Annotated in this window: 20 protein-coding genes; 14 read left to right on the top strand and 6 right to left on the bottom strand. The window is 65.2% G+C overall.

Annotated elements, in window-relative coordinates:
* Positions 1-8: 8 nt before the first annotated feature.
* The 3 genes from AB7G19_RS41580 to AB7G19_RS41570 form a co-directional block, all read right to left on the bottom strand.
* The gene (locus AB7G19_RS41580) at positions 9-1,754 is read right to left on the bottom strand and encodes an ATP-binding response regulator (RefSeq protein WP_441268805.1); all 1,746 of its coding nucleotides are present in this window, start codon (positions 1,752-1,754) and stop codon (positions 9-11) included.
* A complete protein-coding gene (locus tag AB7G19_RS41575) occupies positions 1,724-3,724 on the bottom strand; it encodes an ATP-binding protein (RefSeq protein WP_441268864.1) in 2,001 nt (666 codons plus the stop codon). Before AB7G19_RS41575 ends, AB7G19_RS41580 begins: the two co-directional genes overlap by 31 nt.
* A gap of 83 nt (positions 3,725-3,807) precedes the next feature.
* Positions 3,808-4,803 carry a TRAP transporter substrate-binding protein gene (locus AB7G19_RS41570; RefSeq protein ID WP_085404085.1) on the bottom strand — a complete coding sequence of 332 codons (996 nt, stop codon included), beginning with the start codon at positions 4,801-4,803 and terminating at the stop codon, positions 3,808-3,810.
* A gap of 143 nt (positions 4,804-4,946) precedes the next feature.
* Here AB7G19_RS41570 and ugpB point away from each other — a divergent pair, with 143 nt between their 5' ends.
* The 10 genes from ugpB (at position 4,947) to AB7G19_RS41520 (ending at position 16,072) form a co-directional block, all read left to right on the top strand.
* Entirely contained in the window at positions 4,947-6,329 is a 1,383-nt protein-coding gene (gene ugpB / locus AB7G19_RS41565; RefSeq protein WP_085403978.1) for a sn-glycerol-3-phosphate ABC transporter substrate-binding protein UgpB, read from the top strand.
* A gap of 6 nt (positions 6,330-6,335) precedes the next feature.
* Positions 6,336-7,289, top strand: a complete 954-nt coding sequence (locus tag AB7G19_RS41560) for an aminoglycoside phosphotransferase family protein (protein WP_085403977.1) — start codon at positions 6,336-6,338, stop codon at positions 7,287-7,289.
* Between the two features lie 246 nt (positions 7,290-7,535).
* Entirely contained in the window at positions 7,536-9,158 is a 1,623-nt protein-coding gene (locus tag AB7G19_RS41555) for an ABC transporter substrate-binding protein (RefSeq protein ID WP_085403976.1), read from the top strand.
* Between the two features lie 242 nt (positions 9,159-9,400).
* Entirely contained in the window at positions 9,401-10,414 is a 1,014-nt protein-coding gene (locus tag AB7G19_RS41550) for an ABC transporter permease (protein WP_135215219.1), read from the top strand.
* A 3-nt stretch (positions 10,415-10,417) separates the two neighbouring features.
* Positions 10,418-11,317 (top strand): ABC transporter permease, encoded by a 900-nt coding sequence (locus AB7G19_RS41545; RefSeq protein WP_085399228.1) that lies wholly within the window; start codon positions 10,418-10,420, stop codon positions 11,315-11,317.
* Between the two features lie 283 nt (positions 11,318-11,600).
* Entirely contained in the window at positions 11,601-13,340 is a 1,740-nt protein-coding gene (locus AB7G19_RS41540; protein ID WP_085399229.1) for a dipeptide ABC transporter ATP-binding protein, read from the top strand.
* Positions 13,341-13,358: 18 nt separating this feature from the next.
* A complete protein-coding gene (locus AB7G19_RS41535; protein WP_028148078.1) occupies positions 13,359-13,538 on the top strand; it encodes a DUF4089 domain-containing protein in 180 nt (59 codons plus the stop codon).
* Between the two features lie 7 nt (positions 13,539-13,545).
* A complete protein-coding gene (locus AB7G19_RS41530) occupies positions 13,546-14,940 on the top strand; it encodes an AtzE family amidohydrolase (RefSeq protein ID WP_085399230.1) in 1,395 nt (464 codons plus the stop codon).
* Between the two features lie 12 nt (positions 14,941-14,952).
* Entirely contained in the window at positions 14,953-15,345 is a 393-nt protein-coding gene (gene hpxZ / locus AB7G19_RS41525) for an oxalurate catabolism protein HpxZ (protein WP_071909099.1), read from the top strand.
* Positions 15,346-15,349: 4 nt separating this feature from the next.
* Positions 15,350-16,072 carry a GntR family transcriptional regulator gene (locus AB7G19_RS41520; protein ID WP_071909100.1) on the top strand — a complete coding sequence of 241 codons (723 nt, stop codon included), beginning with the start codon at positions 15,350-15,352 and terminating at the stop codon, positions 16,070-16,072.
* A 111-nt stretch (positions 16,073-16,183) separates the two neighbouring features.
* Here AB7G19_RS41520 and atzF read toward each other — a convergent pair whose 3' ends face one another.
* Positions 16,184-17,989, bottom strand: coding sequence for an allophanate hydrolase (gene atzF, locus AB7G19_RS41515; protein WP_085399231.1), 1,806 nt, complete (start codon positions 17,987-17,989; stop codon positions 16,184-16,186).
* A gap of 192 nt (positions 17,990-18,181) precedes the next feature.
* A complete protein-coding gene (locus AB7G19_RS41510; protein ID WP_441268804.1) occupies positions 18,182-18,688 on the bottom strand; it encodes a MarR family winged helix-turn-helix transcriptional regulator in 507 nt (168 codons plus the stop codon).
* 149 nt (positions 18,689-18,837) lie between these two features.
* Here AB7G19_RS41510 and AB7G19_RS41505 point away from each other — a divergent pair, with 149 nt between their 5' ends.
* Complete coding sequence (locus AB7G19_RS41505; protein WP_085399256.1) at positions 18,838-20,688, top strand: feruloyl-CoA synthase; 1,851 nt, start codon at positions 18,838-18,840, stop codon at positions 20,686-20,688.
* 347 nt (positions 20,689-21,035) lie between these two features.
* Here the strand turns inward: AB7G19_RS41505 and AB7G19_RS41500 are convergent, their stop codons facing one another.
* Positions 21,036-21,542 carry a MarR family winged helix-turn-helix transcriptional regulator gene (locus AB7G19_RS41500; protein ID WP_085399233.1) on the bottom strand — a complete coding sequence of 169 codons (507 nt, stop codon included), beginning with the start codon at positions 21,540-21,542 and terminating at the stop codon, positions 21,036-21,038.
* Positions 21,543-21,625: 83 nt separating this feature from the next.
* On the opposite strand from AB7G19_RS41500, the gene AB7G19_RS41495 reads away from it, so the two are divergent.
* From AB7G19_RS41495 to AB7G19_RS41485, 3 genes are read left to right on the top strand one after another with little or no spacing between them, the layout of a single operon-like run.
* Positions 21,626-22,834 carry a cytochrome P450 gene (locus AB7G19_RS41495; RefSeq protein ID WP_085399234.1) on the top strand — a complete coding sequence of 403 codons (1,209 nt, stop codon included), beginning with the start codon at positions 21,626-21,628 and terminating at the stop codon, positions 22,832-22,834.
* A gap of 12 nt (positions 22,835-22,846) precedes the next feature.
* Positions 22,847-23,170: a 2Fe-2S iron-sulfur cluster-binding protein gene (locus AB7G19_RS41490; RefSeq protein WP_085399235.1), complete on the top strand. Its 324-nt coding sequence runs from the start codon at positions 22,847-22,849 to the stop codon at positions 23,168-23,170.
* 51 nt (positions 23,171-23,221) lie between these two features.
* Positions 23,222-24,433 (top strand): ABC transporter substrate-binding protein, encoded by a 1,212-nt coding sequence (locus AB7G19_RS41485; RefSeq protein ID WP_085399257.1) that lies wholly within the window; start codon positions 23,222-23,224, stop codon positions 24,431-24,433.
* Positions 24,434-24,621: the final 188 nt, after the last annotated feature.

Here is a 24,621-nt window from a genome sequence, read left to right as displayed (position 1 = left end):
TACTCGAATCACGGCAACTCGGTCGCGGGCAGGGTGATGGTGAAGGTCGATCCCTTGCCGGGACCGTCGCTCTCGGCCGTCACCTCGCCGCCATGCATGTCGATAATACGCTTGACGATGGAAAGCCCAAGCCCCGTCGAGCTCTCGCCCGCGGTCGGTTTGGCCGACAGCCGCTGGAACCGGCCGAACAGGCGGCCGAGATCCTCCGGCGACAGGCCGGCGCCCTCGTCGCTGACGCGGACGACGGTATCGCTGGCCTCATGGGTGACGGCGACGATGATCTTGCCGCCGATCGGTGAGTATTTGATGGCGTTGCTGATCAGATTGTCGATCGCCTCGCGGATGCGGTCGGTGTCGCACATGGTGACGATGTTGGGTGGCGCCGTGACGCTGATCGCCTGCTGCTTGTTGACGGCGAGCGGGTGGTTGGCATCGGCGACCTCTTTCACCAGCGCCGCGACGTCGACCGGCTCGCGGCGGATGGTAATGTCGAAGGCATCGGCCATCGCGTCCGAGATCAGATGATCAACCATCGTGGTCAGGCGCTTCGTCGCATCGCGGATGTGATCGACCTGGGCGACCACGCCATCGGACGAGGCGCCGGTCGAGATCAGCTCCTTCAGCATCTCGGTGCGGCCGAGGATGACGCCCAGCGGGTTCTTGAGGTCGTGGGCGACGGTGCCCAAAATCTCGTTCTTGAAGCCGTTGGCGCGCTGCAGCCGCAGCCATTGCGCCGAGAGGCGGCGGTTGGCCTGCATCAGCGCGCGGGTGCGCTGGGCGACGCGGTCCTCGAGCTGCGTGTTGGCGTCCTGGAGCTGCTGGTAGAGGATGACGTTGTCGAAGGCGATCGAGAGCCGGCTGGAGAAGATCTCGACCAGCGAGCGGTCGGTCTCGGACAGCTCGCGCTCGGCCTGCAGCAGCACCACCACCTCGCGGCCGGAGCCGGTCCGCAGATAGATCACGCTGCGGTGGTCGGCGAATTCGTTCTTGCGGCCCTGGAACGCGGCTTCCACCATCGTCCGCAGATCGGGGTCGAGCGCCTTCGACGAGGTCGTGCCGATGAAGCGGCTGTAGCAGCCGCTGCCGGCGAGCACGGAGAGCTCGGGGTCCACGCCGCCAGTGTCGCGCAGCACCAGTATGCCGGCGCAATCGACATTGAGCAGCGAGGCGAGCTGGGTCAGCACGCCCTCGGCGAGCCGCTGCATCGACTTGAAGTCGTACAGCGTCGAGGCCGCGTCGATGATGATCTCGAGCCCGCGCCGCGTCTGCACCATGCGCTCGAGCTGCTGATAGGAGCGCAGCGCCGCGGTCAGCGAGGTGAACAGCTTGTCGGCGGTGAGCTCGGTCTTGGCCTTGTAGTCGTTGATGTCGTACTGGACGATCACGCGCCGCTCCGGCGCCTGGCCGGGCTGTCCCGTGCGCAGGATGATACGCACGGTCTCGTTCTTGAGCTCGTTGCGGATGAACTCGACCAGCTCGAGGCCGGCGACATCCGTCTCCATGATGACGTCGAGCAGCACGGCGGCGATGTCGCCATGCGCGGCCATCAGCTTGCGACCTTCCGCCGCGGAATGGGCGGAGAGGATCTCCAGCCCCTGGCCGTTGAGGCTGTAGTCGGACAGCGCGAAGCGGGTGCCGTCGTGCACGGCCGGATCGTCGTCGATGACGGCGATCTTCCACTTCCGTGCGTTCTGGTCCTCCGGTGCGGTACCGGTATCGTCGATCAGGTGGAGGACATCGTCCTGTTCGGCCATTGAGAAGTCCCGTCAGTCTCTGTGCTTTGCGCGCCGCCCTTGGCGACCCGGGGCATGATAATGCGAAAAGTAGTGCCTTGTCCCAGCTTGGATTCCAGCATCATGCGCCCGCCGAGCTGCTGCGTGACAAGGTTATAGACGATATGCAAGCCGAGTCCCGTACCACCTTCATTGCGCCGGGTGGTAAAGAATGGGTCAAAGGCCTGGCGCTGCACGTCAGGGGTCATGCCGGCCCCGTCATCGGCGAAGATGATCTCGATGTCGTCGGTCCCGCGCGGCCGCGCCGAGATCGTGATCGTGCCGGCGCGGCCGTCGGCAAAGGCGTGGTTGGCCGCGTTGAGGAAGAGGTTGGTCAGGATCTGGCCATAGGAGCCGGGATAGCCGTCGAGCAGGAGCCCCTCGGGCACGTCGGCCTGGAGCGTGATCGGCGAGCGCTTCAGGACCGGACGCAGGCTGGCGATGATTTGGTCGGTAGCTTCGCTGAGTGAGAACTGCCGCCGCTCGGCATGCGAGCGGTCGACCGCGACCTGCTTGAACGACTGGATCAGCTCGCCGGCGCGGGTGAGGTTGGCGACGAGCTGCTGCGAGGCGTCGCGCGAGGACTGCACGAACTCCTCCAGCTGCGAGCGGCGCAGGCCGCCGTCGCCCTTGAGCTGGGCCTCGAAGATCTCGGTGCGCCGGGCGAAGCTGGAGGCGACGGTCAGGCTGATGCCGATCGGGTTGTTGACCTCGTGCGCGACGCCGGCGACGAGTCCGCCGAGCGCCGCCAGCCGTTCGGCGTCGATCAAATTCTGCTGCGCGGTGTTGAGCTCGAGCAGCGCGCTCTCGGCCTTCTCCTTCGACGCGCGCAGCTCGTCCTCGGTCTCGCGCTTCGCGATCGCGTTCTCGCGGAACACCTCGACCGCGCGCGCCATGGCGCCGACCTCGTCGCGTGCCTTGGTGCCCTGCACCTCGCGGTCGAGGTCGCCGAGCGTGATCGCGCGCATCGCGGTCATGATCTGCTGCAGCGGCAGGCGGATCGACAGCGCGATCAGCACGCCCGCGGTGAGGATGATGCCGAGGAAAATCACCGCGATCGACAGCACCCGCCGCGAGATATCGGCGAGGGTACGATCAAACGTCTCCTGCGCCTTCTGCTCGCGCTGGCGCATCTTGGTGGAGAGGTCGTCGATGGCGCCGATCGCCTCGGCCTGGCTGGCGTCGATGGTGTTGCGCAGCAATTCGGTGCGGCTCGTCAGCTGCTCGGAGAGTTTTGCGAAACCCTCGCGCAGCGCCATGGTGCGGGTCCCGAGCCGTTGCAGCGCCATGCGCTGCAGGTCGTTGTCGGCGATATCGATCATGACCGGAATGGTCTTCTCGATCGTCTCGGTGTTGCGGCGCGCGTCGTCAGCGGCACCGGGCGAGAGCGACAGATAGTAGGAGTTGGCGGCCACCAGCATCGCGGTGAAGGCTTCGCGGGACTTGCCGAGCGAGGGCCAGATCAAGGCGTCGCGATGGCCGGTGGCACCTTCGATGATGGAATAGAGCCCGGCCATGTCCCTGGCCGGGCCCTGCACCTGCTCCTCATAGGTCTTGGCGATGGTCGCCTGCACGCTGCGCAGCTCGCCGAAGCCGTTGAGGAAGCGGTCGGTGGTGCGCTCCAGCTCCTCGACTGAGCCCGACAGCATCGGGTCCTTGGCGGCACGGTCGGTGAGCGTGCCCAGCACCGCCTCGCGCAGCAGCAGGATCTCGGCAAATAGGTCCGGGCTCGGCTGGTTGATGTAGCGGTGGATCAGATTGTGCAGGCGCCCGGTCTCGCTCTCGAGCAGCGCCAGGATGCGGTCGGACTCGCGCACCTGGCGGACGTCGCCCCAGGCCGAGCCCAGCACCTGCGTGCCGTTCCAGATCAGCCCCACCAGCACCACGACCACGGCCGAGTTCAGCGCCGCGATCGACAGGATGCGCCAGCGGATCGGCACCGCGCGGAGCATCCCGACCAGGCGTGCGCGCAGCCGCCCGAGCGGGCCGGGCGGCCTGTCTGCGTGCTCGCTGTGTCCAAGTGCAGCCAAGCGGCTCACTCCACCTTGCGAATGCGTTCGATCAGCGCGGCCGCGGCGGGATCGCGCCCCGCCTTGGCATAGATCGCAGCCATCGCCTCCTCGAACGGCTTGCGGTCGATGTCCCTGGCGACGGTGATGCCGGCGGCTTCAGCCTTGTGCTGCGACTGCTCCTCGAGGTCGCGCCACTTCTCGCGCATGAACCGGCTGGAGTGAGCCGCGGCTTCGCGGAATATCTGCTGGTCGTCCGCCGACAGGCTTTTCCAGGCCTTCAGCGAGATCACCAGCACTTCCGGGCTCATCGTGTGCTCGGTGAGCGCGAGGTGGCCGGCATGTTTGTAATGGTCTGTCGTCACGAAAGATGGCCAGTTGTTTTCGGCGCCGTCGATCAGATGGTTGGCAAGCCCGGTGAGCACCTGCCCGTAGGGCATCTCGACCGGCTCGGCGCCGAGCGAGCGAATCATCTCGCTCATCAACTCCGACTGCTGCACCCGGATCCGCAATCCCCTGAGGTCGGCGACAGTCCGTATCGGACGGACGCCGTTGTAGATCGACCGCGCGCCGGAATCGTAGAAGGCGAGCCCGACGAAGCCGTAGGGCTCGAAACTGCCGAGGATCTCGCTGCCGATCGGCCCGTCCAGCACCTTCTGCATGTGCTCGATGGACCGGAACAGGAACGGCATGGCGAGCACGTTCATCGCCGGGACGAAGTTGCCGATCAGCGCCACATTGGTCCGGTTGAGGTCGATCGCGCCGACCCTGGTCTGCTCGATGGTCTCCTTCTCTTCGCCGAGCTGACGGGAATGGAACACCTTGATCTCGTGCCGGCCGCCGGTGCGCTCGGCAATCAGCGCGCCCATGTAGCGCAGCGCCTGGACGGTCGGGTAATCCTCGGCCTGGGTGTCGGCGGCGCGGAATTCGCGCGCAGCTGCGCTCGTCGCGCAGACCGCGAGCAGAAGCGCGACGAAGATCAACCCGGTCCGCGAGAGTTCGGCACGGTTCAGCACTGGCACACTCAACCCCTCAGTGGTGGAGTCTATGGCGAAGCAAAAAGGTTCAATGCAATCTAGCAGATGGTTGAGGGAAGGCCATCCCGCCGCACCCGGCGGAGCGATTGTGCGGCGCGGCCGCCGTTCATTCCCGGTTGAAACAGGAAATGCCGCGCCTTAAGCAGGTACGGTCGCCTTTGCCGCGCGACACGGGAAGAGCCATCGTGATTTCAGCATCGAGTCTTTTGCGGATCCTCGCCGCTTTCATCGTCCTCGCAATGCCTCTTCAGGCGCGCGCCGCAACCGACATCGCGCTGTGGCACGCCATGTCCGGCGAGCTTGGCCGGCAGCTCGAGAAGCTCGCCGCCGACTTCAACGCCTCGCAGTCCGATTACCGCATCGTGCCTGCTTACAAGGGCAACTACACCGAGACGGTGACGGCGGCGATCTTCGCCTTCCGCTCGCGCAGCCAACCGGCGATCGTCCAGGTCAACGAGGTCGCGACCGCCACCATGACCGCGGCCAAGGGCGCGATCTATCCCGTGTTCACCATGATGCGGGACATGAACGAGCCGTTCTCGCTGGGCGATTACCTTCCCGCAGTCTCCGGCTATTACACCGATGCGGCCGGCAATCTGTTGTCCTTCCCGTTCAATTCCTCGACGCCGATCCTCTATTACAACAAGACCATGTTCCGCGACGCGGGCCTCGATCCGGAGGCGCCGCCGAAGACATGGCCCGAGCTTGGGCTTGCCGCAAAGCGCCTGCGCGAGCGCGGTGCTGTGTGCGGCTTCACCACCTCCTGGCCGTCCTGGATCCACATCGAGAATTTCTCCGCCTTCCACAATCTGCCGCTCGCGACGCGGACCAATGGCTTCGCGGGGCTGGATGCCGAACTGACCATCAACAACCCGGTCGTCGTGCAACACATCGCCCAGCTTGCCGAGTGGCAGAAGGACAAGGTGTTCGATTACGGCGGCCGCGGCCAGTCGGCCGAGCCGCGCTTCCAGAAGGGCGAATGCGGCATCTTCATCGGCTCCTCGGCGACGCGGGCCGACATCAAGGCGAATTCGAAGTTCGATATCGGCTACGGCATGATGCCGTACTGGCCCGATGTGAAGAACGCGCCGCAGAACTCGATCATCGGCGGCGCCACGCTGTGGGTGCTGCGCGACCGCCCGCGCCAGGAATACAAGGGCGTGGCGCGGTTCTTCGCCTATCTGTCGCAGCCCGGCGTGCAGGCGGCCTGGCACCAGAACACCGGCTATCTGCCGATTACCCGCGCCGCCTTCGAGCTGACGCGCGCGCAGGGTTTTTACGAGCGCAATCCGGGCTCCGCGATCTCGTTCGAGGAGATCACGCTGCATCAGCCGACGGAGAACTCGAAGGGCATCCGGCTCGGCTCCTTCGTGCTGATCCGCGGCGCAATCGAGGACGAGCTGGAGCAGGCCTTCGCCGGCCAGAAGGGTGCGCAGGCAGCGCTCGATGCCGCGGTCGAGCGCGGCAACAAGCTGCTGCGCCAGTTCGAGCGCGCCAGCCCGGACCGGTAGCGGCAGATGACGAACGTCGCGCCGCTGCCGGCTTTCGCCGATGCGGACAGCTTTAGCGCCTTTCGCTCCGATCCTCCGCGATGGCTGCCGATCGCGCTCGACATCGCACGCAGCCACGGTCTCGATACCAGCGCGCCGCACGTGTTTGTAACAGGCACCAATCTCGTCGTCGGCCTCAGTGAGAAGCTGATCCTGAAAATCTTCCCGCCGCAGCTCGGCGCGCAATTCGTCTCGGAACGCGGGTCGCTGGCGCAGCTTGCCGGCCGCCTTTCCTTACCCATTCCCGAGATCGTCGCGGAGGGTGAGCGCGACGGCTGGCCTTACCTCGTCATCACGCGCCTTGCCGGCACGCTCGGCTCGGAGGTGTGGCCGCAGCTGGCGGAAGATCAGAAAGAGCGCCTGCTGCGCCAGATCGGCGAGACCATCGCCGCCGTGCAGCACGCGCCGCTTGGTCCGCTCGCAAACATTGAACCGCGCTGGGACGACTTCATGCGCGCCCAGATGCAGGGCTGTAAGGCGCGGCACACGCGCCTCGGCCTTGCACCGAAATTCCTCGAAGGCCTCGACGATCTCCTGCGCGACGCGGCCGAGCTGATTCCGATGGAAGCGCCGCCGGTGATCCTGGTCGGCGAATATATCCCCCAGAACTTCCTGCTCGCCTGCCACGACGATCAATGGTCGCTCGCGGGCCTGTTCGACTTCGGCGACGTGCTGACGGGATGGCGCGACTACGATCTGCTCGGCCCCGGCGCCTTCATGGCGGCGGGCCGGCCGGGGAGGGTGCGCAGTCTGCTCGAGGGCTTTGGCTATGCAAAGCCGGACTATGCGCTCAAGCGCCGGCTGATGGCGCTGATGCTGCTGCACCGCGCCAGTGACCTCAACAGCCACGTCTGTATCGAGGGCTGGCAGGACAGGGCGAACGATCTCGTCGAGTTGCAGGATCTGATCTGGGCGGGCTGAACGGGTCCGGGGCATCTGCGACGGCCTGCTCAATCCGGCAGCGCTCAATCTTTCAGCTTATTTTTAGAGCAGAATCGCATCTTTGTATGCAATTGACCGGCTTGTCCAAAACGCGATCAATCGCCAAGATATCAAAAATATTATTCAGAATCAGTATCTTATTTGGAAATTAAGACCTCGTTAAGCGCTGGCACGAACCTTGCGAATCCCTGTTCCAACCAGAAACTTTTGCGTTGGAGCATTTTCATGAAGCGCCGCGATTTCCTCAAGTCCGTGTCCGGATTGGCCGCAGGCGCGGCACTTCCGGCGATGCCACAGGTCATCTCCACCGCCTATGCCGATGCGCGCTCGGAGACGCTGCTGATCGTCTCGGAAGGCGGCCCGAACAATCTCGACATCCACGGCGTCGGCACCAACGTGCCCGGCTATGAAGTGTCCTGGAATTGCTACGACCGCCTGATCAGCCACGAGATGAAGACCGGCCCCGGCGGCGTACCCTATTACGACCGCGACAAGTTCAAGCCCGAGCTCGCCGAAGAGATGAAGATCGACGACATGTCGGTCACCTTCAAGCTGCGCAAGAACGCCAAATTCCACGACGGCACGCCCGTCACCGCCAAGGACGTGAAGTGGTCGCTCGACCGCGCCGTCAGCGTCGGCGGCTTCCCGACCTTCCAGATGAGTGCGGGCTCTCTCACCAAGCCGGAGCAGTTCGTCGTGATCGACGACACCACCGTGCGCGTCGATTTCCTGAAGAAGGACAAGCTCACGATCCCCGATCTCGCGGTCATCGTGCCCTGCATCGTCAATTCCGAGCTGGTGAAGAAGAACGCCAGCGAGAAGGACCCCTGGGGTCTCGAGTTTACAAAACAGCAGACTGCGGGCTCCGGCGCCTACAAGGTGACGAAGTGGACCGCCGGCACCGAAGTGATCATGGAGCGCAACGAGGATTGGGTCTGCGGTCCCTTGCCGAAGATCAAGCGCGTGATCTGGCGCATGGTGCCGCAGGCCGGCAACCGCCGCGCGCTGCTGGAGCGGGGCGACGCCGACATCTCCTACGAGCTGCCCAACAAGGATTTTCAGGAGATGAAGGCGAACGGCAAGCTCAACGTCGTGTCGCTGCCGTTCTCCAACGGCATCCAGTATATCGGCATGAACGTCACCAAGCCGCCCTTCGACAATCCGAAGGTCCGTCAGGCGGTGGCCTACGCGCTGCCCTATCAGAAGATCATCGACGCGGTGATGTTCGGCCTCGCCAACCCGATGTTCGGCGCGCCGAAGGACAAGCCGACCGAAGTCGCCTGGCCGCAGCCGCACAAATACAACACCGACATCGAGAGGGCGAAAGCGCTGATGGCGGAGGCGGGCCTCGCCAACGGCTTCGAGACCACGATCTCGTTCGACCTGAATTTTGCCGGCGTCAACGAGCCGCTCTGCGTGCTGGTGCAGGAGTCACTCGCGCAGATCGGCATCAAGACCACCATCAACAAGGTGCCCGGCGCCAACTGGCGCACCGAGCTGAACAAGAAGGAGATGCCGCTCTTCACCAACGTGTTCTCGGGCTGGCTCGATTACCCCGAATACTTCTTCTACTGGTGCTATCACGGCAACAATTCCGTCTTCAACACCATGAGCTACAAGTCGGCGGAGATGGACAAGCTGATCGACGGCGCGCGCACGGCAGCGGCGACCGGCGACACTGCGACCTACGATGCCGACGTGAAGGGCTTCGTCGATCTCGCTTTCACCGACATCCCGCGCATCCCGCTGTACCAGCCCTTCGTCAACGTCGCGATGCAGAAGAACATCAGCGGCTACCAATACTGGTTCCACCGAAGGCTGGATTACCGCGCGCTGGTGAAGGGGTGAGCCGTCATGCTGATCGTCGGCGACGCATCGGCATGTGGTGGTCTTCCGGACTCGAGTGAGGCGGCCACCGCCCTCTCACTCCCTCCCCCCTTGCGGGGGAGGGGCGGGGAGAGGGGTAGCCACGAACTCAGTCCTCTCCCGGAGCCACCCCTCTCCCTAACCCTCCCCCGCAAGGGGGGAGGGAACGCAGCGGTGCAAGCGGCGCGATCTCATTTCCAAGCTGAGCGCACGAGGAGGTCACCATGCTGACCATGATCGGCAAGCGCCTGATGTTCGCGATTCCCTCGCTGATCGGGGTCGTCATCGTCACCTTCCTGCTCACGCGCGCGTTGCCCGGTGATCCCGCCGCATACTTCGCCGGTCCCGCCGCGACCAAGGAAGCCGTCGAGCAGATCCGCAAGAAGCTTGGCCTCGACAAGCCGCTGATCGAGCAGTTCTTCCGCTACACCAACGACCTCGCCCATGGCGATTTCGGCAACTCGCTCACCACGGGACAGCCGGTCGCGGCCGAGATCCGCAATCGCCTGCCGGCTTCCGCCGAGCTGACGCTGCTCGGCCTCATCGTTTCGGTCGTGATCGCTATTCCGCTCGGCGTGCTCGCGGCGACGCGGCCGGGATCATGGGTCGACCATCTCTGCCGTGTCACGACGACGGCCGGCGTGTCGCTGCCCGTGTTCTTCACCGGCCTCGTGCTGGTCTATGTCTTCTATTTCCGGCTCGGCTGGTCGCCCGCGCCGCTCGGCCGCCTCGATGTGTTCACCAGCGCGCCGCCGACCGTGACCGGCTTCTATCTGATAGACACCCTGATCGCACGCGACTTCGAGGCGTTCCGCTCCGCGCTGAGCCAGCTCATCCTGCCGGCGACGACGCTCGCGATCTTCTCGCTGGCGCCGATCGCGCGCATGACGCGCGCCTCGATGCTGGCGGTGTTGTCGTCGGAGTTCGTGCGTACGGCCCGCGCCAGCGGTCTGTCGCCGTCGACCGTCATCATCACCTACGCGTTTCGCAATGCGATGCTGCCCGTCATCACCACGCTTAGCATGGTGTTCTCGTTCCTGCTCGGGGCCAACGTGCTGGTGGAAAAAGTGTTCGCCTGGCCCGGCATCGGCTCCTACGCGGTGGAAGCGCTGATCTCGTCGGACTTCGCGCCGGTGCAGGGCTTCGTGCTGACCATGGCGGTCATGTACGTGCTTTTGAATCTCGTGATCGACATTCTCTACGGCGTGATCGATCCGCGTGTCAGGTTGGAGGGCTAAATCATGAGCTCCGTTGCGCCTGCTGTTGAACCCGTCGGCCCTGCGCGGACCTCGGGGCTCGTCGCGATCCTCGAACAGACCCGCTACGTTCTCGGTGAGAACAAGGTCACGGGTTTCGCCTTCGCGCTGCTCATCGTGATCCTCATCGCGGCGATCTTCGGCCCCTACGTGGTGCCGTATGATCCACTCGCTTCCGATACCGCCGCGGCGCTGAAACCGCCGTCGATGGCGCACTGGTTCGGCACCGACCAGCTCGGCCGCGACATTTTTAGCCGCGTCATCGTGGCGACGCGGCTCGATACGTTAATCGCCGTCGCCTCCGTCGTGCTGGTGTTCCTGATGGGCGGGCTTGCGGGCATCGCGGCCGGCTATTTCGGCGGCTGGACCGACCGCATCGTCGGCCGCATTGCCGACACCATCATGGCTTTCCCGCTGTTCGTGCTGGCGATGGGCATCGTCGCCGCCCTCGGCAATACCGTGCAGAACATCATTCTGGCCACCGCCATCGTGAACTTCCCGCTCTACGCCCGCGTCGCGCGCGCCGAAGCCAATGTCCGCCGCAATGCCGGCTTCGTGCAGGCCGCGCGTCTCTCCGGCAACGGCGAATTCCGCATCCTGCTGGTGCACATCTTGCCGAACATCATGCCGATCATGATCGTGCAGATGTCGCTGACCATGGGCTACGCCATCCTCAACGCCGCGGGCCTGTCCTTCATCGGCCTCGGCGTCCGCCCGCCCACCGCCGAATGGGGCATCATGGTCGCGGAAGGCGCGGGCTTCATGGTCTCCGGCGAATGGTGGATCGCGCTATTCCCCGGCCTTGCTCTGATGATCGCCGTGTTCTGCTTCAACCTCCTCGGCGACGGCCTCCGCGACATCGTCGACCCCCAGCGGAGGACGTGATGATTGTCAAGTGCGGGATGAGAAGCGCAACGCTTGGAAGTGAGGAGAGCACCGCTCTCTCATTCCCTCCCCCCTTGCGGGGGAGGGGCAGGGAGAGGGGTAGCCACGAACTCCGACCTCTCCCGGGGCCACCCCTCTCCCCAACCCTCCCCCGCAAGGGGGGAGGGGACGAGAGGCCGGTGCCCGCCTCACACGCAAATTTCCCGCCGAAATTCCCCAATGATTCCAACCCCGTTCTACTGTGCATGGGGTTGTTTTCGACATTTTTGATCGGGAGGCCCTCATGACCGCCCAGCCCCTGCTCGACGTCCAGGACCTCACGGTCGAATTCACCACCCGCCGCGGCATCGTCAAAGCGGTGCAGCACGTCAACATTTCCGTCGCCAAGGGCGAGACGCTCGCCATCGTCGGCGAGTCCGGCTCCGGCAAGTCGGTGACGTCCTATGCGGTGATGCGCATCCTCGACCGGGCGGGGCGGATCGCCGAGGGCTCGGTCATGTTCTCGGGCATCGACGTGAAGGCCGCGACCGAAGGCCAGATGCGCGATCTGCGCGGCCGCGAAGTCTCGATGATCTTCCAGAACCCGCGCGCGGCGCTGAACCCGATCCGTAAAGTGGGCGACCAGATCGAGGACGTGCTGCGCACCCATGTGCAGCAAGCCATGGTTTCGGACCACGGAGAAAAGGCGATCGAGGCGCTGGAGCAGGTCAAGATCGCCCGCCCGCGCGAGCGCTACCACGCCTATCCGTTCGAGCTGTCAGGCGGCATGTGCCAGCGCGTCGTCATCGCGCTCGCGCTCGCCTGCAATCCGCAGCTCCTGATCGCGGACGAGCCGACCACCGGCCTCGACGTTACCACCCAGAAGGCGGTGATGGACCTGATCGTCGAGCTGACCAAGCGCAAGGCGATGTCGACCATCCTGATCACGCATGATCTGGGTTTGGCCGCAGCCTATTGCGACCGCGTCGTGGTGATGGAAAAGGGCCGCGTGGTCGAGACCGCGAAAGCCGCCGACATCTTCGCCAACCCGCAGCACCCCTACACCAAGAAGCTAATGCGCGCGACGCCGCGGCTCGGCGTGTCCTTGCGGGATTTGTTGGCCGAGGAGGAGGGCGCGTCCTCATCCGCAGCCGTCATGGCCGGGCCTGACCCGGCCATCCATCAGCCTTCGCAAGGTGAGACCTCCAAGCCCCTCCTGCTCATCGAAAAGCTCGTCAAGGAATATCCCCGCCAGGGTGCCACGGCCACGCTCGGAAAACTGTTCGGCCGCAAGCCGCCCGTGGAGCCTGACGTGTTCCGCGCCGTCGACGGCATCAGCCTCTCCATCGGCCATGGTGAGAGCGTCGGCCTCGTCGGCGAATCCGGTTGCGGCAAATCGACGACGTCGATGATGGTGATGCGGCTCTTGGACCAGACCTCGGGCCTGATCCAGTTCGACGGCGAGGACATCGGCGCCATCGCGCCTGCCTCCTTCGCCCGGCTGCCGCAGCGCAGCCGCATCCAGATGGTGTTCCAGGACCCGACCGACAGCCTCAACCCGCGTTTCACCGCCGCCCGCGCCATCGCCGACCCCATCATGCAACTCGGCGACATCAGGGGACGCGATGCGCTGCGAACGCGCTGCGAGGAGCTCGCGACCATGGTCGGGCTGCCGCACAATCTGCTGGATCGGTTTCCGCACCAGCTCTCCGGCGGCCAGAAGGCCCGCGTCGGCATCGCGCGCGCCATCGCCCTGCATCCAAAACTGGTCATACTGGACGAGCCGACCGCGGCGCTGGACGTCTCGGTGCAGGCGGTGGTGCTGAACCTGCTTCAGGACCTCAAGGCACGGCTAGGTATGAGCTATCTGTTCGTCTCGCATGATTTGAATGTAGTGCGCTTGTTGTGCGATCGTGTCATTGTGATGCGGACGGGGCGGATCGTCGAGGAAGGCTCTTCCGAGAAAGTCCTGAGCGATCCGCAGGACGACTACACCAAGGAGCTGCTGACGGCGATCCCGCATCCGCCGTTGCCAGTGCACTGAGATCAGCTTGAGAGAGTGATGGCCGAGCCGCTGGACGATTATATCGACGCCGTATCGAAAGCGCTGGCGCTGCCGGTCGAGGAGGCCTGGAGGCCGGCGGTGCGCGCCAATCTCGAAGTCTCGCTCCGGCTTGGCCGACTGGTCGACGAATTCGCGCTGCCGGACGAGACCGAGCCCGCGCCGATCTTCACGGTCTGACCCCGCCATGACCACCAAGCCAGAGATGACGGCTGCGGACATCGCCAAGGCTGTGGCCGGCGGCAAGATGTCGGCACTCGATGCCACCGAAGCAGCGCTTGCGCGCATCAAGCAGCACGATGGCGTCCTCAATTCCTTCACCGACGTCACCGCCGATCGCGCCCGTGCGAAGGCGCGTGCGATCGACGCCGACATCGCGTCGGGCAAGGAGGTTGGCCCGCTCGCCGGTGTTCCCTTCGCGGTGAAGAACCTGTTTGACGTCGCAGGCCTGCCGACACGCGCCGGCTCGAAGATCAACCGCGACCTCGCGCCTGCCAAGCGCGACGCCACGCTGATCGAGCGGATGGAAGCCGCCGGTGCCGTGCTCGTCGGCGCGCTCAACATGGGCGAATACGCCTACGACTTCACCGGCGAGAACGTCCATGACGGTCCCTCGCGCAATCCGCATGACACGACCCGGATGACCGGCGGCTCGTCCGGTGGTTCGGGGAGCGCCGTCGGCGGCGCGCTGGTGCCGATCGCGCTCGGCTCGGACACCAATGGTTCGATCCGCGTGCCGTCCTCCTTCTGCGGCATCTTTGGTTTGAAGCCGACCTATGGCCGGCTGTCGCGGGCGCGCTCGTTCCCGTTCGTCGCGAGCCTCGATCATCTCGGTCCGTTCGCGCGCTCGGCGACCGATCTCGCGCTCGCCTATGACGCGATGCAGGGACCGGATGCGGATGATGCCGCCTGTACCACGCGCGGTCTGGAGCCGACGCTGCCGCTGCTCGCCAATCCGGTGTCGGACCTGCGCATCGCGATTGCCGGCGGGCACTTTCAGAACAACGTGTTTCCCGAGGCCGTCGAAGCCGTCAGCCGCGTCGCCAAGGCGCTCGGCGCGACGAAGATCGTTGACGTCCCCGAAGCCTCGCGCGCCCGCGCGGCGGCCTATGTCATCACCACCACCGAAGGCGCCTCGCTGCATCTCGATCGCCTGCGCAAGCGCCCGAACGATTTCGATCCCGCCGTGCGCGACCGGCTGATCGCCGGCGCGATGGTGCCGGCGCCGCTGGTCGACCGCGCGCAGAAATTCCGCCGCTGGTATCGCGCGCAGCTCGCCGAGATCTTCAAATCTGTCGACGTGCTGATTGCACCGGCCACGCCCTGCACCGCGCCGAAGCTTGGCCAGGTGAATTTCACGCTTGACGGCGTCGAGTTGCCGGTGCGCGCCAATATCGGCATCCACACCCAGCCGATCTCGTTCATCGGATTGCCGGTGGTCGCCGTGCCGGTGCCGCTCGAGCCGCTGCCGATCGGCGTGCAGATCATCGCCGCGCCCTGGCGCGAGGACATCGCGCTGCGCGTGGCGCACGCATTGGAGAAGATGGGCGTGGTCTCCGCGCCGTCGCCAAGGGGACTTTGAGAGGGATTTAAAATGGAGATCGATCTCCCCGAGGTGATCGCGGAAGTGAAGGCCGCGTTCGATCGCTATGAGCAGGCGCTCGTCACCAATGATGTCGCCGTGCTCGGCGAGCTCTTCCGCAACGATCCCCGCACGCTGCGCTATGGCATCGGCGAGAACCTTTACGGCTATGAGGCGATCTCCGGCTTCCGCGCCGGCCGCTCGCCGGTCGGCCTGAACCGCCGCACCGCGAAAACCGTGATCACCAGCTATGGCCGCGACACGGCCGTGGCCTCCACTCTGTTCTATCGCGACACGGCTCCCGGCAAGGTCGGCCGGCAAATGCAGACCTGGATTCGCTTCGCGGAGGGCTGGCGCGTCGTCGCCGCCCATGTCAGCATCATCGACGAGTCGAAAGAGACCTGATCGTATGACGCTTGACGATCTTCCGCCCGGAACATTGCCGGCCGAGCCGGTGGTGCCGCGCGTCGACCGGGCCCAGCCCAGCCTGCACAAGATCACGCGCGCCGAGGAACTGCGGCTTCAACTCGCCGACGAGATCGTACGCGGAACCCTGGCCCCCGGCGCGCCGCTGGATGAAACCGACATCGCGCGGCGCTTCAGCGTCTCGCGCACGCCGGTCCGCGAGGCGCTGCGGCAGCTGGTGGCGAGCGGCCTCGTCGAATCGCGCGCCCATCGCGGTGCGGTGGTGGCGCAGCCCTCGGTCGAGCGTCTCAAGAGCATGTTCGAGGCCATGGCGGAGCTCGAGGCGCTGTGCGCGGGCCTTGCCGCCGAACGCATGTCGGCCGCCGAGCGCCATGGTCTTGAAGCCATCCACGAAGAGCTGCGCGTTCTCAGCTACGCCGGCAATCCCGATCGCTTCCACGAGGTCAACGAGCGCTTCCACAACGCGATCTATGCGGGATCGCAGAACGGCTACATCGCCGAGATCACGCTGGCGACGCGCGTCCGCGTGCAACCGTTCCGCCGCGCCCAGTTCCGCAACCTCGGCAGATTGGCAAAGTCGCAGGCCGAGCACGATCGCGTCGTCGTCGCCATCATGCGCGGCGACAAGCAGGGCGCTGCGGCTGCGATGCGCGCGCATATCGAGCTGGTGCGCGGCGAGTATGAGATTTACGCGGTGTCGGTGTAGGGCGGCAAACGCGGTACCGTAGGGTGGGCAAAGGCGCAAAGCGCCGTGCCCACCATCTATCCTAACTAATGCTGTTGGTGGGCACGCTACGCTTTGCCCACCCTACGGCAGCTACGCCTTCGCGGCCTCCGCCATGAACTTCCGCCAGCCACCATACGCCGTGATGTCTCGCGCCTCGCCCAGCACCTCCGGCTCGACGAGAAATCCCTTCACGCTGCGGCCATCCGCAAGCCTGATCGTGCCGATCGCCATCGGTGCGGGAATCGCATTGACGAACTTGCCGAAGGCGGATGACGACAGCGACCAGATTTCCAGCTCGATCGACGCGCCCGTGCCCGCCTCGAGGCGCAGCATGCCTGGCTTCGGCGGCGTGGTTTGAAGCGCGTAGAGCTTGTAGTCCGGCGCGGTCTTCGTTGCCTCGATCAGCTTTCCGTTCAGTGCCCGCAATTCGCCGTTCAGCGCCATGCCGGAGAGATGCGCGCCGACGACGGCGATCGGAATCTCGTCACTGCCGTTTGCTGCGAGCGGCGCCAGCGGTGCCTGCGCGACGCCCTTCGCGCCGACGGTCAGCTTCGTATCCGCATGGAATGCACGGCCGATGCTCGCAAGCAGCGCATCGCGCCCCGCAGGCGCGAGCAGCGTGATGCCGAACGGAATGCCGTCGGTGCGCATCGACGCCGGTACCGCGAGGCCACAGAGGTCGAGCAGGTTGACGAAATTGGTGTAGGTGCCGAGCCGGCTGTTGAGCTCGATCGGATTGGCCAGCACCTGGGCGGTCGTATACGCCGTCGGCGCCGTCGGCAGCACCAGCGCGTCGATATTGGCAAACGTCCGCTCGGCGATCTTGCGCAAGCCCTGCAAACGGTAGAGCGCAGAGAAGGTTTCCGCAGCGGTCAGCCGCGCGCCGGCGGCGGTGATCTCGCGCGTCACCGGATGAATCGAATCAGGCGCGGACGCCAGCAGATCCTTGATCACGAGATAACGCTCGGCGACCCACGGCCCCTCATAGAGCAGCCGCGCCGTCTCGTAGAACGGCTCGAGGTCGAACTCGACCAGCTTAGCGCCGAGCGCGGTCCAGCGCTTCAGCGCATCACCGTAAGCGGCTTCCGCCTTCCTGTCGCCGAAGAAGATCAGCTGCCCGTTGCGGGGCACGCCGAGGCGCAAATTCGCGGGGAACGGCGTGATCGCGCCGAGCGGCCGGTCGCGCGAGAACGGATCGGCCTGGTCCGGCCCCGCCATCACGGAGAGTGCCAGCGCAGCATCGTCAACCGTCAAAGCGAATACCGAGATGCAGTCGAGCGTGCGGCAGGCCGGTACGAGGCCAGCAGTCGAGATCATGCCGAGACTCGGCTTCAGCCCGACGATGTTGTTGAGCATCGCCGGCACCCGGCCGCTGCCGGCGGTGTCCGTGCCCAGCGACAGCGGCACGAGTCCGGCACCGACCGCGACTGCCGAGCCCGAGCTCGATCCGCCGGGAATGAGATCCTCGCGGATCGAATTTTTGGGGATGCCATAAGGCGAGCGCACGCCGACGAGGCCGGTTGCGAACTGGTCGAGATTGGTCTTGCCGATGATGATCGCGCCGGCCGCGCGCAGGCGCTCCACCGCGGTCGAATCATGCGTCGGCGTATACGAGAAGGCCGGGCAGGCCGCGGTGGTCGGAAATCCCAGCGCGTCGATATTGTCCTTCACCGCAACCGGCACGCCGTAGAGCGGCAGGCTGGTGGCATCCCTTGCGGCAAGCTTCTCGGCCTCCGCGATCGCGTCCTTCTCGTCGCGCAGGCTGATGAAGATTGCGGGATCGTTGTGATCGCGGATGCGCTGATAGGTTCGCGCGACGGTCTGCGCAGGCGTGATCGTGCCCGCGCGATGCGCGGCCACAATCGCGGCGATCGTTTCAGGCTGCTCAGCCCCCATGGTGACAAAACTCCGGCAACAGGTCTTACCCGGATTGAAGCAAGCGATGTGCCATTGTGTACACAATCCGGGCAGGCGCTATGCTTCGGATATTATCGAAGGATCAGTGGCTTGTAAGATATTTCGAGGATTGTTGGGCCGTCGTGCCAGCGCCCCGATACGGGCAGTTGCGCAAATATTGGGCAGCGTCGATCAGGTGAAGCCGGCGAGGATCTGGAGCAGCCGCTCCCGGTTCTCCTTGCCGATCTTCTCCACGACATGCCGCTCGTGCTCGGCGGCGAGGCGCTTGAATTTGGCAAGCGCCGTCTCCCCCGGTGCGGTGAGGTGCAGCGCGTGGGAGCGGCGGTCCGCCTTCGACTTGACCCGTTTCACCAGCTTGCGCTGTTCGAGGCTGTCGAGCAGATGCACCAGCCGGGCGCGCTCGATGCCGAGACGCTTCGCCACCGCCATCTGCGACAAGCCCGGATTGGCGCCGATGACCGTCAGCACGGAATATTGCGTCGGCTTGATGTCGACCGCGCCGAGCGTCTTGATGAAGTCCTGAAAGATCCAGATCTGGAAGCGCCGCACCGCATAACCGGCGTGCCCGACCAGTGCGTCGAGGCCGATCTCGTCCGCGTCGTTCGGCCGCGCGGCGCCGTTGCCGGCCCGCTTGCGTGGGGAGGGGCGGGGCTCAGTTCGGGTTGCGCTGGCTGTCACGTAATCTCTCCTGCCGTGCAACCTTAGCGCCCCGAAGGCCTGTGCGGAAGATTGTTGTTGACGACAACAATTGTCGTGCCCAACAATATGGCCAAAAGCGGCCCGGAACGAGGCTGCAGCCGATCCCGGATACGGGCGAGGAGGAAACCATGACAACCGCCGCACGCGGTGACGCTTCGAGCCTGTTCGCAACGCCCAAGACCGTCGCCGAGCATCGCGCCGACGGCAGCATCGTGCTGCGCTCGCCAGAGCCCCTGCGCGACGGCGCGCGCTGCATCGGCGACTGGCTGGAGCATTTTGCGCGGCAGACGCCCGATACGATCTTCCTCGCCGAGCGCGACAGCGCCGACACGCCCTGGGCCACCATGACCTACGCGGGTGCCCTGCGGCGTGTGCGCGCGGCGGCGTCCTGGATTCTGGCGCAGAGCCTCAGCGCCGGGCGTCCCGTCGTCATCCTCTCCGACAACAGCATCGATCACGCGTTGCTTGCGCTGGCCGCCCAGCATGTCGGCGTTCCCTCGGCCGCGATCTCGCCGGCCTATTCGCTGATGTCGAAAGATTTCGACAAGCTCAAGAGCATGATTTCGCTGCTTCAGCCGGGCGTGATCTATGTCTCGGCGACAAAGCCGTTTGCCGCGGCGCTGGCCGCGATCGAGCCGCTGCACAAGGCGCAGATCATCAGTGGCAATGCCGGCGATGCCGATGCGCTGGCCTTCCGTGACATCGCGGCGACGCCCGAAACGGGCGACGTCGCAAAAGCCCTCGCCGCGGTGACGCCGGATACGATCGCAAAATTCCTGTTCACCTCGGGCTCGACCGGCACGCCGAAAGCAGTCATCAACACCCAGCGCATGCTGACCTCGAGCCAGCAGGCCAAGGCGCAAACTTGGACGTTCCTGGACCAGGCCGACAGCGATCTCATCATTCTCGATTGGCTGCCCTGGAGCCATACCTTCGGCGCCAACCACAATTTCAATCTCGTGCTGCGCAACGGCGGGTCGTTCTATATCGACGGCGGCAAGCCCGCGCCCGGTCTCTTCGCAACGTCACTCGCCAATCTGAAAAGCGTGATGCCGACGGTCTATTTCAACGTGCCGCGCGGCTTCGACATGCTGATCGCAGCGCTGCGCGGCGACGAGGAACTGCGCCGCCGCTTCTTCGGCGAGGTGAAATTCGCCTTCTATGCCGGCGCCGCGCTGCCGCAGAACCTCTGGGACGCGCTCGAGCAGCTTTCGGTGGAGACTGTTGGTCGTCCGCTGCCGATGGTGTCGGCCTGGGGCTCGACCGAGACGTCACCGCTGGCGACCGACTGTCATTTCCTCGCGGAGCGTTCGGGCAATATCGGCGTGCCCATTCCCGGAACCGAGCTGAAGCTCGTCACGTCGGGCGACAAGCTGGAGGTGCGCGTGCGCGGCCCCAATGTCACGCCGGGTTACTGGAAGGCGCCGGAGCTGACGAAGCAGGCTTTCGATGACGAAGGCTTTTATCTGATCGGCGATGCCGTGAAGCTTGCCGATGCGAACAGGCCGGAGCGGGGTCTGTTCTTCGACGGCCGCGTCGCGGAGGACTTCAAGCTCAACTCCGGCACCTGGGTCAGCGTCGGTACGCTGCGCGTGGCCGGCATCGCTGCGCTGGCGCCGCTGGCGCAGGACATCGTCGTCACCGGCCATGGCGGCGACGAGGTGCGCTTCCTGGTGTTCCCGAATATGGCTTCTTGCCGTGCCCATGCCGGCTTGCCCGAGACGGCAGGCGTGAACGATGTGCTCGCGCATGGCAAGGTCAGGACTGCGATCGCGCAGGGCCTGGCGAAGCTGAAGGGGCAGGGCGCCAACTCCTCCGGCCACGCCACGCGCGCGCTGCTGCTCGCCGAGCCGCCGTCGGTCGATGGCGGCGAGATCACCGACAAGGGTTACATCAACCAGCGCGCCGGGCTGACGCGGCGGACCGATGCAGTGGCGCGGGTGAATGATGATGCGTCGGGTGAGTGGATCGGTCTGTAGCCACGGGCAGATCAAGTCAGAGTGAGGCCACGCTCTCTCCACATCGTCATTGCGAGCGCAGCGACGCAATCCAGAATCGTTCCCCGAAGGGGCTCTGGATTGCGTCGCTGCGCTCGCAATGACGGGGATAGAGCTGCCGCCAACTAAGCCAGCTATTCTGCCGCAATATCCTGCATGATTCTTTTGTTGCTTAAGCAACTAATTTGTGCGAACCGTTCCAGACAAGGATGACGGCGGGGGAACCGCTGCGCCTGATCCTGGAGGAAACGATGCTCGGCAGAGAGGGTGCCGCGGGCAAATGCCGGCGTATGCCTGAAGGCGGCGATGCCGCGCGCTTCACGCGCGCGTCAGGTGGTGCTGCTGCCGGTCACTGCGCCGAGATTTTCGTGCAGCCGGCGCAGCAGATCGATCAGCACCTCGCGCTCGTCCTTGCTCAGGCAGGACAACAGCCGCCGCTCGCGCTCGAACGCCGCGACGATCACCCTGTCATGGGTGGCGCGGCCCTTCGCCGTCAGCGAGATCGAATGGGTGCGGCCATCGTTCGGGTCGGTTCGAATCGAGACCAGTCCGCGCTTCTCCAGCCCCGCGAGCGTCCGGCTCACCGGCCCCTTGTCAAAACCGATGACGTGGCAGATCCGCGAGGCGGGAATGCCGGGCTCAATCGCCAGCAGCGACATGATCCGCCATTCCGTGACGTTGACGCCAAACTCGCGCTGGTAGAACGCGGTAGCGCTGTTCGAGAGCTTGTTGGCGATGAAGGTGATGAAAGCCGGGACATAACGGTCGAGATCGAGCGTCGGCCCGGTTTCGGCGGGTGCGGGCCTTTGGCGGGCTCTGGTCGAAGACGGCGGCATATCGGTCTTTTGTCTCGCGGCGTGTCCGAAGACCTAAGGGCAAGCGCGGCCCTTTCACAAGATCAAAATGAGGGAGGACTTCAATGAGCGCACCTGGCTCCGCCGTATCAGGCGTCCCGCATCTCGACGTCGATCCCTTCGACATGAATTTTTTCGCCGACCCCTATCCCACGCACGAGCTGCTGCGGGAGGCAGGTCCGGTCGTCTATCTCGACAAGTGGAACGTCTACGGCGTGGCACGCTATGCCGAGGTCCACGCCGTGCTGAACGATCCCGCGACGTTCTGCTCCAGCCGCGGCGTCGGCCTCTCCGATTTCAAGAAGGAGACGCCGTGGCGGCCGCCGAGCCTGATCCTCGAGGCCGATCCGCCCGCGCATACGCGGACCCGCGCCGTACTCTCGAAGGTGCTGTCGCCGACCGTGATGAAGCAGGTGCGCGACCGCTTTGCCGCGGCGGCCGAGGAGCGGGTGGACGCGCTGATCGAAAGGCGCAGCTTCGACGCGATCGCCGACCTCGCCGAGGCCTATCCGCTCTCGATCTTCCCGGATGCGCTCGGGCTGAAATCCGAGGGGCGCGAGCATCTGATTCCCTACGCGAGCGTCGTGTTCAACGCATTCGGGCCGCCCAATGAGCTGCGCCGGGAGGCGATTGCGCGTTCGACGCCCCATCAAGCCTATGTTGCCGAGCAGTGCCAGCGCGAGAACCTTGCGCCCGGCGGCTTCGGCGCCTGCATTCATGCCCAGGTCGACGAGGGCGCGATCACGGCCACCGAAGCGCCGCTGCTGGTGCGCTCGCTGCTGTCGGCTGGTCTCGACACCACTGTCAACGGGATCGGCGCGGCCGTCTATTGCCTCGCGCGCTTCCCCGAACAATGGCAGCGCCTGCGCGGCGATCTCACGCTCGCGCGGAGCGCCTTCGAGGAAGCGGTTCGTTTCGAAAGCCCGGTGCAGACCTTCTTCCGCACCACCACACGTGAGGTCGAGCTGTCAGGCGCGACGATCGGCGAAGGTGAGAAGGTGCTGATGTTCCTTGCCGCCGCCAATCGCGATCCGCGCCGCTGGGACAAGCCCGACAGCTACGACGTCACGCGCCGCTCGTCCGGCCATGTCGGTTTCGGCTCCGGCATCCACATGTGCGTCGGCCAGCTCGTCGCGCGCCTCGAGGGCGAAGTGATGTTGACGGCGCTGGCGCGGCGTATCGCGAAGATCGAGATCACGGGCGAGCCGAAACGCCGCTTCAACAACACGCTGCGCGGGCTCGACAGCCTGCCGGTCACCATCACCCCGGCCTGACGAGGAGCCTTGATGCCCGCCATCACTTTCATCCATGCCGACGGCAAGTCCGATCGTGTCGAAACCTCAGGCGACGAAAGCGCCATGCAGGCCGCGACCCGCCATGGTCTCGACGGCATCCTGGCCGAGTGCGGTGGCAATGCCATGTGTGCGACCTGCCACGTCTATATCGACGCAGCCTGGCTCGCGCGCCTGTCCGCGATGGCTGATGACGAATACGCGCTGCTCGACGGCACCGCCGCCGAGCGGCTGCCGAACAGCCGGCTGGCCTGCCAGATCATGATTACGCCCGCGCTCGACGGGCTGGTGCTGAGATTGCCGGAACGGCAGGTCTGATTCCAGAACGTGCCGGCGGCGACCGGCGCGACACACAAAGGGGAGGGAACGATGAAACACCTGAAATGGACGCTTGCGCTCGCGGCGAGCCTGGTAAGCGGCGCGGCAAGCGCCGAGATCTCCGACAATGTCGTGCGCGTCGGCGTGCTCAACGACATCTCGGGCATCTTCCAGGACACCAACGGCATGGGCTCGGTCGAAGCTGCGCGGATGGCGGCCGAGGACTTCAACGGCGGCGGCAAGAACATCAAGGTCGAGATCGTCTATGCCGACCACCAGAACAAGGCCGATGTCGGCAACGCGATCGCGCGCAAATGGCTCGATGTCGAGGGTGTCGATGCCATCGTCGACGTGCCGAATTCGGCCGTCGGCCTCTCCATCAACACGCTGCTGCGCGACAGCCGCATGACCTTCCTGGCGTCGTCCACGGCGAGCTCGGATCTCACCGGCAAGGCCTGCTCGCCCAACACGATCCAATGGGTCAACGATGCCTGGGCGACCGGCAACACCACCGCGGCTGCGATGATGGCGCGCGGCGGCAAGGACTGGTATTTCCTCACGGTCGACTATGCGCTCGGCAAGGGCATCGAGGCGGAGGCGCAGAAATACATCGAGGCGCACGGCGGCAAGGTGCTCGGTTCCTCGAAACATCCGCTCGGCACCTCCGATTTCGCCTCCTTCCTGTTGCAGGCGCAGGGCTCGAAAGCGCAGGTGATCGGCCTTGCGAATGCCGGCGGCGACACCATCAACGCGGTGAAGCAGGCTGCCGAGTTCGGCATCCAGCAAGGCGGGCAGAAGCTCGTCGCGTTCCTGCTCTTCATCAACGACGTCCATGGCATGGGTATCAAGGTCGCCCAGGGCCTCCAGCTCATGGAAGCGTTTTACTGGGACATGAACGATGATACCCGCGCGTTTGCCAAACGCTTCGCCGCGCGACCCGGCATGAACGGCAAGATGCCGAGCGGCAACCAGGCCGGCGTCTATGCCTCGACGCTCGCTTATCTGAACGCGGTCGCCGCGACCGGCAGCGACAATGCGAAGGACGCCGTGCCCGAGATGAAGAAGTTCAGGGGTAAGGACAAGCTGTTCGGCGACACCACGATCCGCCAGGACGGCCGCGTCGTGCATCCCATGTATCTGTTCGAGGTGAAGAAGCCGGAGGAGTCGAAATATCCGTACGACTATTACAAGCTGGTCTCGACGATCCCCGCGGACCAGGCGTTTAGGCCGATGACGGAGGGCGGATGTGAGTTGGTGAAGTAGGCAACAGCGTAGCCGCGAGCGCGGTCTTCCTTCACCTCTCCCCGCTTGCGGGGAGAGGTCGGATCGCCCCCGGCGATGCGTAGCATCGTCCGGCGCGATCCGGGTGAGGGGGTACAGGTCTATCGACGATCTCGCGTGTGGAGAGAAGCCCCTCACCCCAACCCTCTCCCCGTAAGAACGGGGAGAGG

It is taken from the genome of Bradyrhizobium sp. 215_C5_N1_1, assembly GCF_052075935.1.
Lineage (GTDB): Bacteria > Pseudomonadota > Alphaproteobacteria > Rhizobiales > Xanthobacteraceae > Bradyrhizobium > Bradyrhizobium barranii.
Note: the sequence above shows the minus strand (reverse complement) of the source record. Positions and strands in the feature narration are given on the sequence as shown.

Excerpts from the sequence above, each read along its gene's own strand:
- AB7G19_RS41495 (WP_085399234.1), top strand. The coding sequence starts at position 21,626 with ATGAGCGCACCTGGCTCCGCCGTATCAGGCGTCCCGCATCTCGACGTC.
- AB7G19_RS41520 (WP_071909100.1), top strand. The coding sequence starts at position 15,350 with ATGACGCTTGACGATCTTCCGCCCGGAACATTGCCGGCCGAGCCGGTG.
- AB7G19_RS41505 (WP_085399256.1), top strand. The coding sequence starts at position 18,838 with ATGACAACCGCCGCACGCGGTGACGCTTCGAGCCTGTTCGCAACGCCC.
- AB7G19_RS41535 (WP_028148078.1), top strand. The coding sequence starts at position 13,359 with ATGGCCGAGCCGCTGGACGATTATATCGACGCCGTATCGAAAGCGCTG.
- AB7G19_RS41485 (WP_085399257.1), top strand. The coding sequence starts at position 23,222 with ATGAAACACCTGAAATGGACGCTTGCGCTCGCGGCGAGCCTGGTAAGC.
- AB7G19_RS41580 (WP_441268805.1), bottom strand. The coding sequence starts at position 1,754 with ATGGCCGAACAGGACGATGTCCTCCACCTGATCGACGATACCGGTACC.
- AB7G19_RS41545 (WP_085399228.1), top strand. The coding sequence starts at position 10,418 with ATGAGCTCCGTTGCGCCTGCTGTTGAACCCGTCGGCCCTGCGCGGACC.
- AB7G19_RS41490 (WP_085399235.1), top strand. The coding sequence starts at position 22,847 with ATGCCCGCCATCACTTTCATCCATGCCGACGGCAAGTCCGATCGTGTC.
- hpxZ (WP_071909099.1), top strand. The coding sequence starts at position 14,953 with ATGGAGATCGATCTCCCCGAGGTGATCGCGGAAGTGAAGGCCGCGTTC.
- AB7G19_RS41575 (WP_441268864.1), bottom strand. The coding sequence starts at position 3,724 with ATGCTCCGCGCGGTGCCGATCCGCTGGCGCATCCTGTCGATCGCGGCG.
- AB7G19_RS41500 (WP_085399233.1), bottom strand. The coding sequence starts at position 21,542 with ATGCCGCCGTCTTCGACCAGAGCCCGCCAAAGGCCCGCACCCGCCGAA.
- AB7G19_RS41540 (WP_085399229.1), top strand. The coding sequence starts at position 11,601 with ATGACCGCCCAGCCCCTGCTCGACGTCCAGGACCTCACGGTCGAATTC.
- ugpB (WP_085403978.1), top strand. The coding sequence starts at position 4,947 with ATGCCGCGCCTTAAGCAGGTACGGTCGCCTTTGCCGCGCGACACGGGA.
- AB7G19_RS41530 (WP_085399230.1), top strand. The coding sequence starts at position 13,546 with ATGACCACCAAGCCAGAGATGACGGCTGCGGACATCGCCAAGGCTGTG.
- atzF (WP_085399231.1), bottom strand. The coding sequence starts at position 17,989 with ATGGGGGCTGAGCAGCCTGAAACGATCGCCGCGATTGTGGCCGCGCAT.
- AB7G19_RS41560 (WP_085403977.1), top strand. The coding sequence starts at position 6,336 with ATGACGAACGTCGCGCCGCTGCCGGCTTTCGCCGATGCGGACAGCTTT.
- AB7G19_RS41555 (WP_085403976.1), top strand. The coding sequence starts at position 7,536 with ATGAAGCGCCGCGATTTCCTCAAGTCCGTGTCCGGATTGGCCGCAGGC.
- AB7G19_RS41550 (WP_135215219.1), top strand. The coding sequence starts at position 9,401 with ATGCTGACCATGATCGGCAAGCGCCTGATGTTCGCGATTCCCTCGCTG.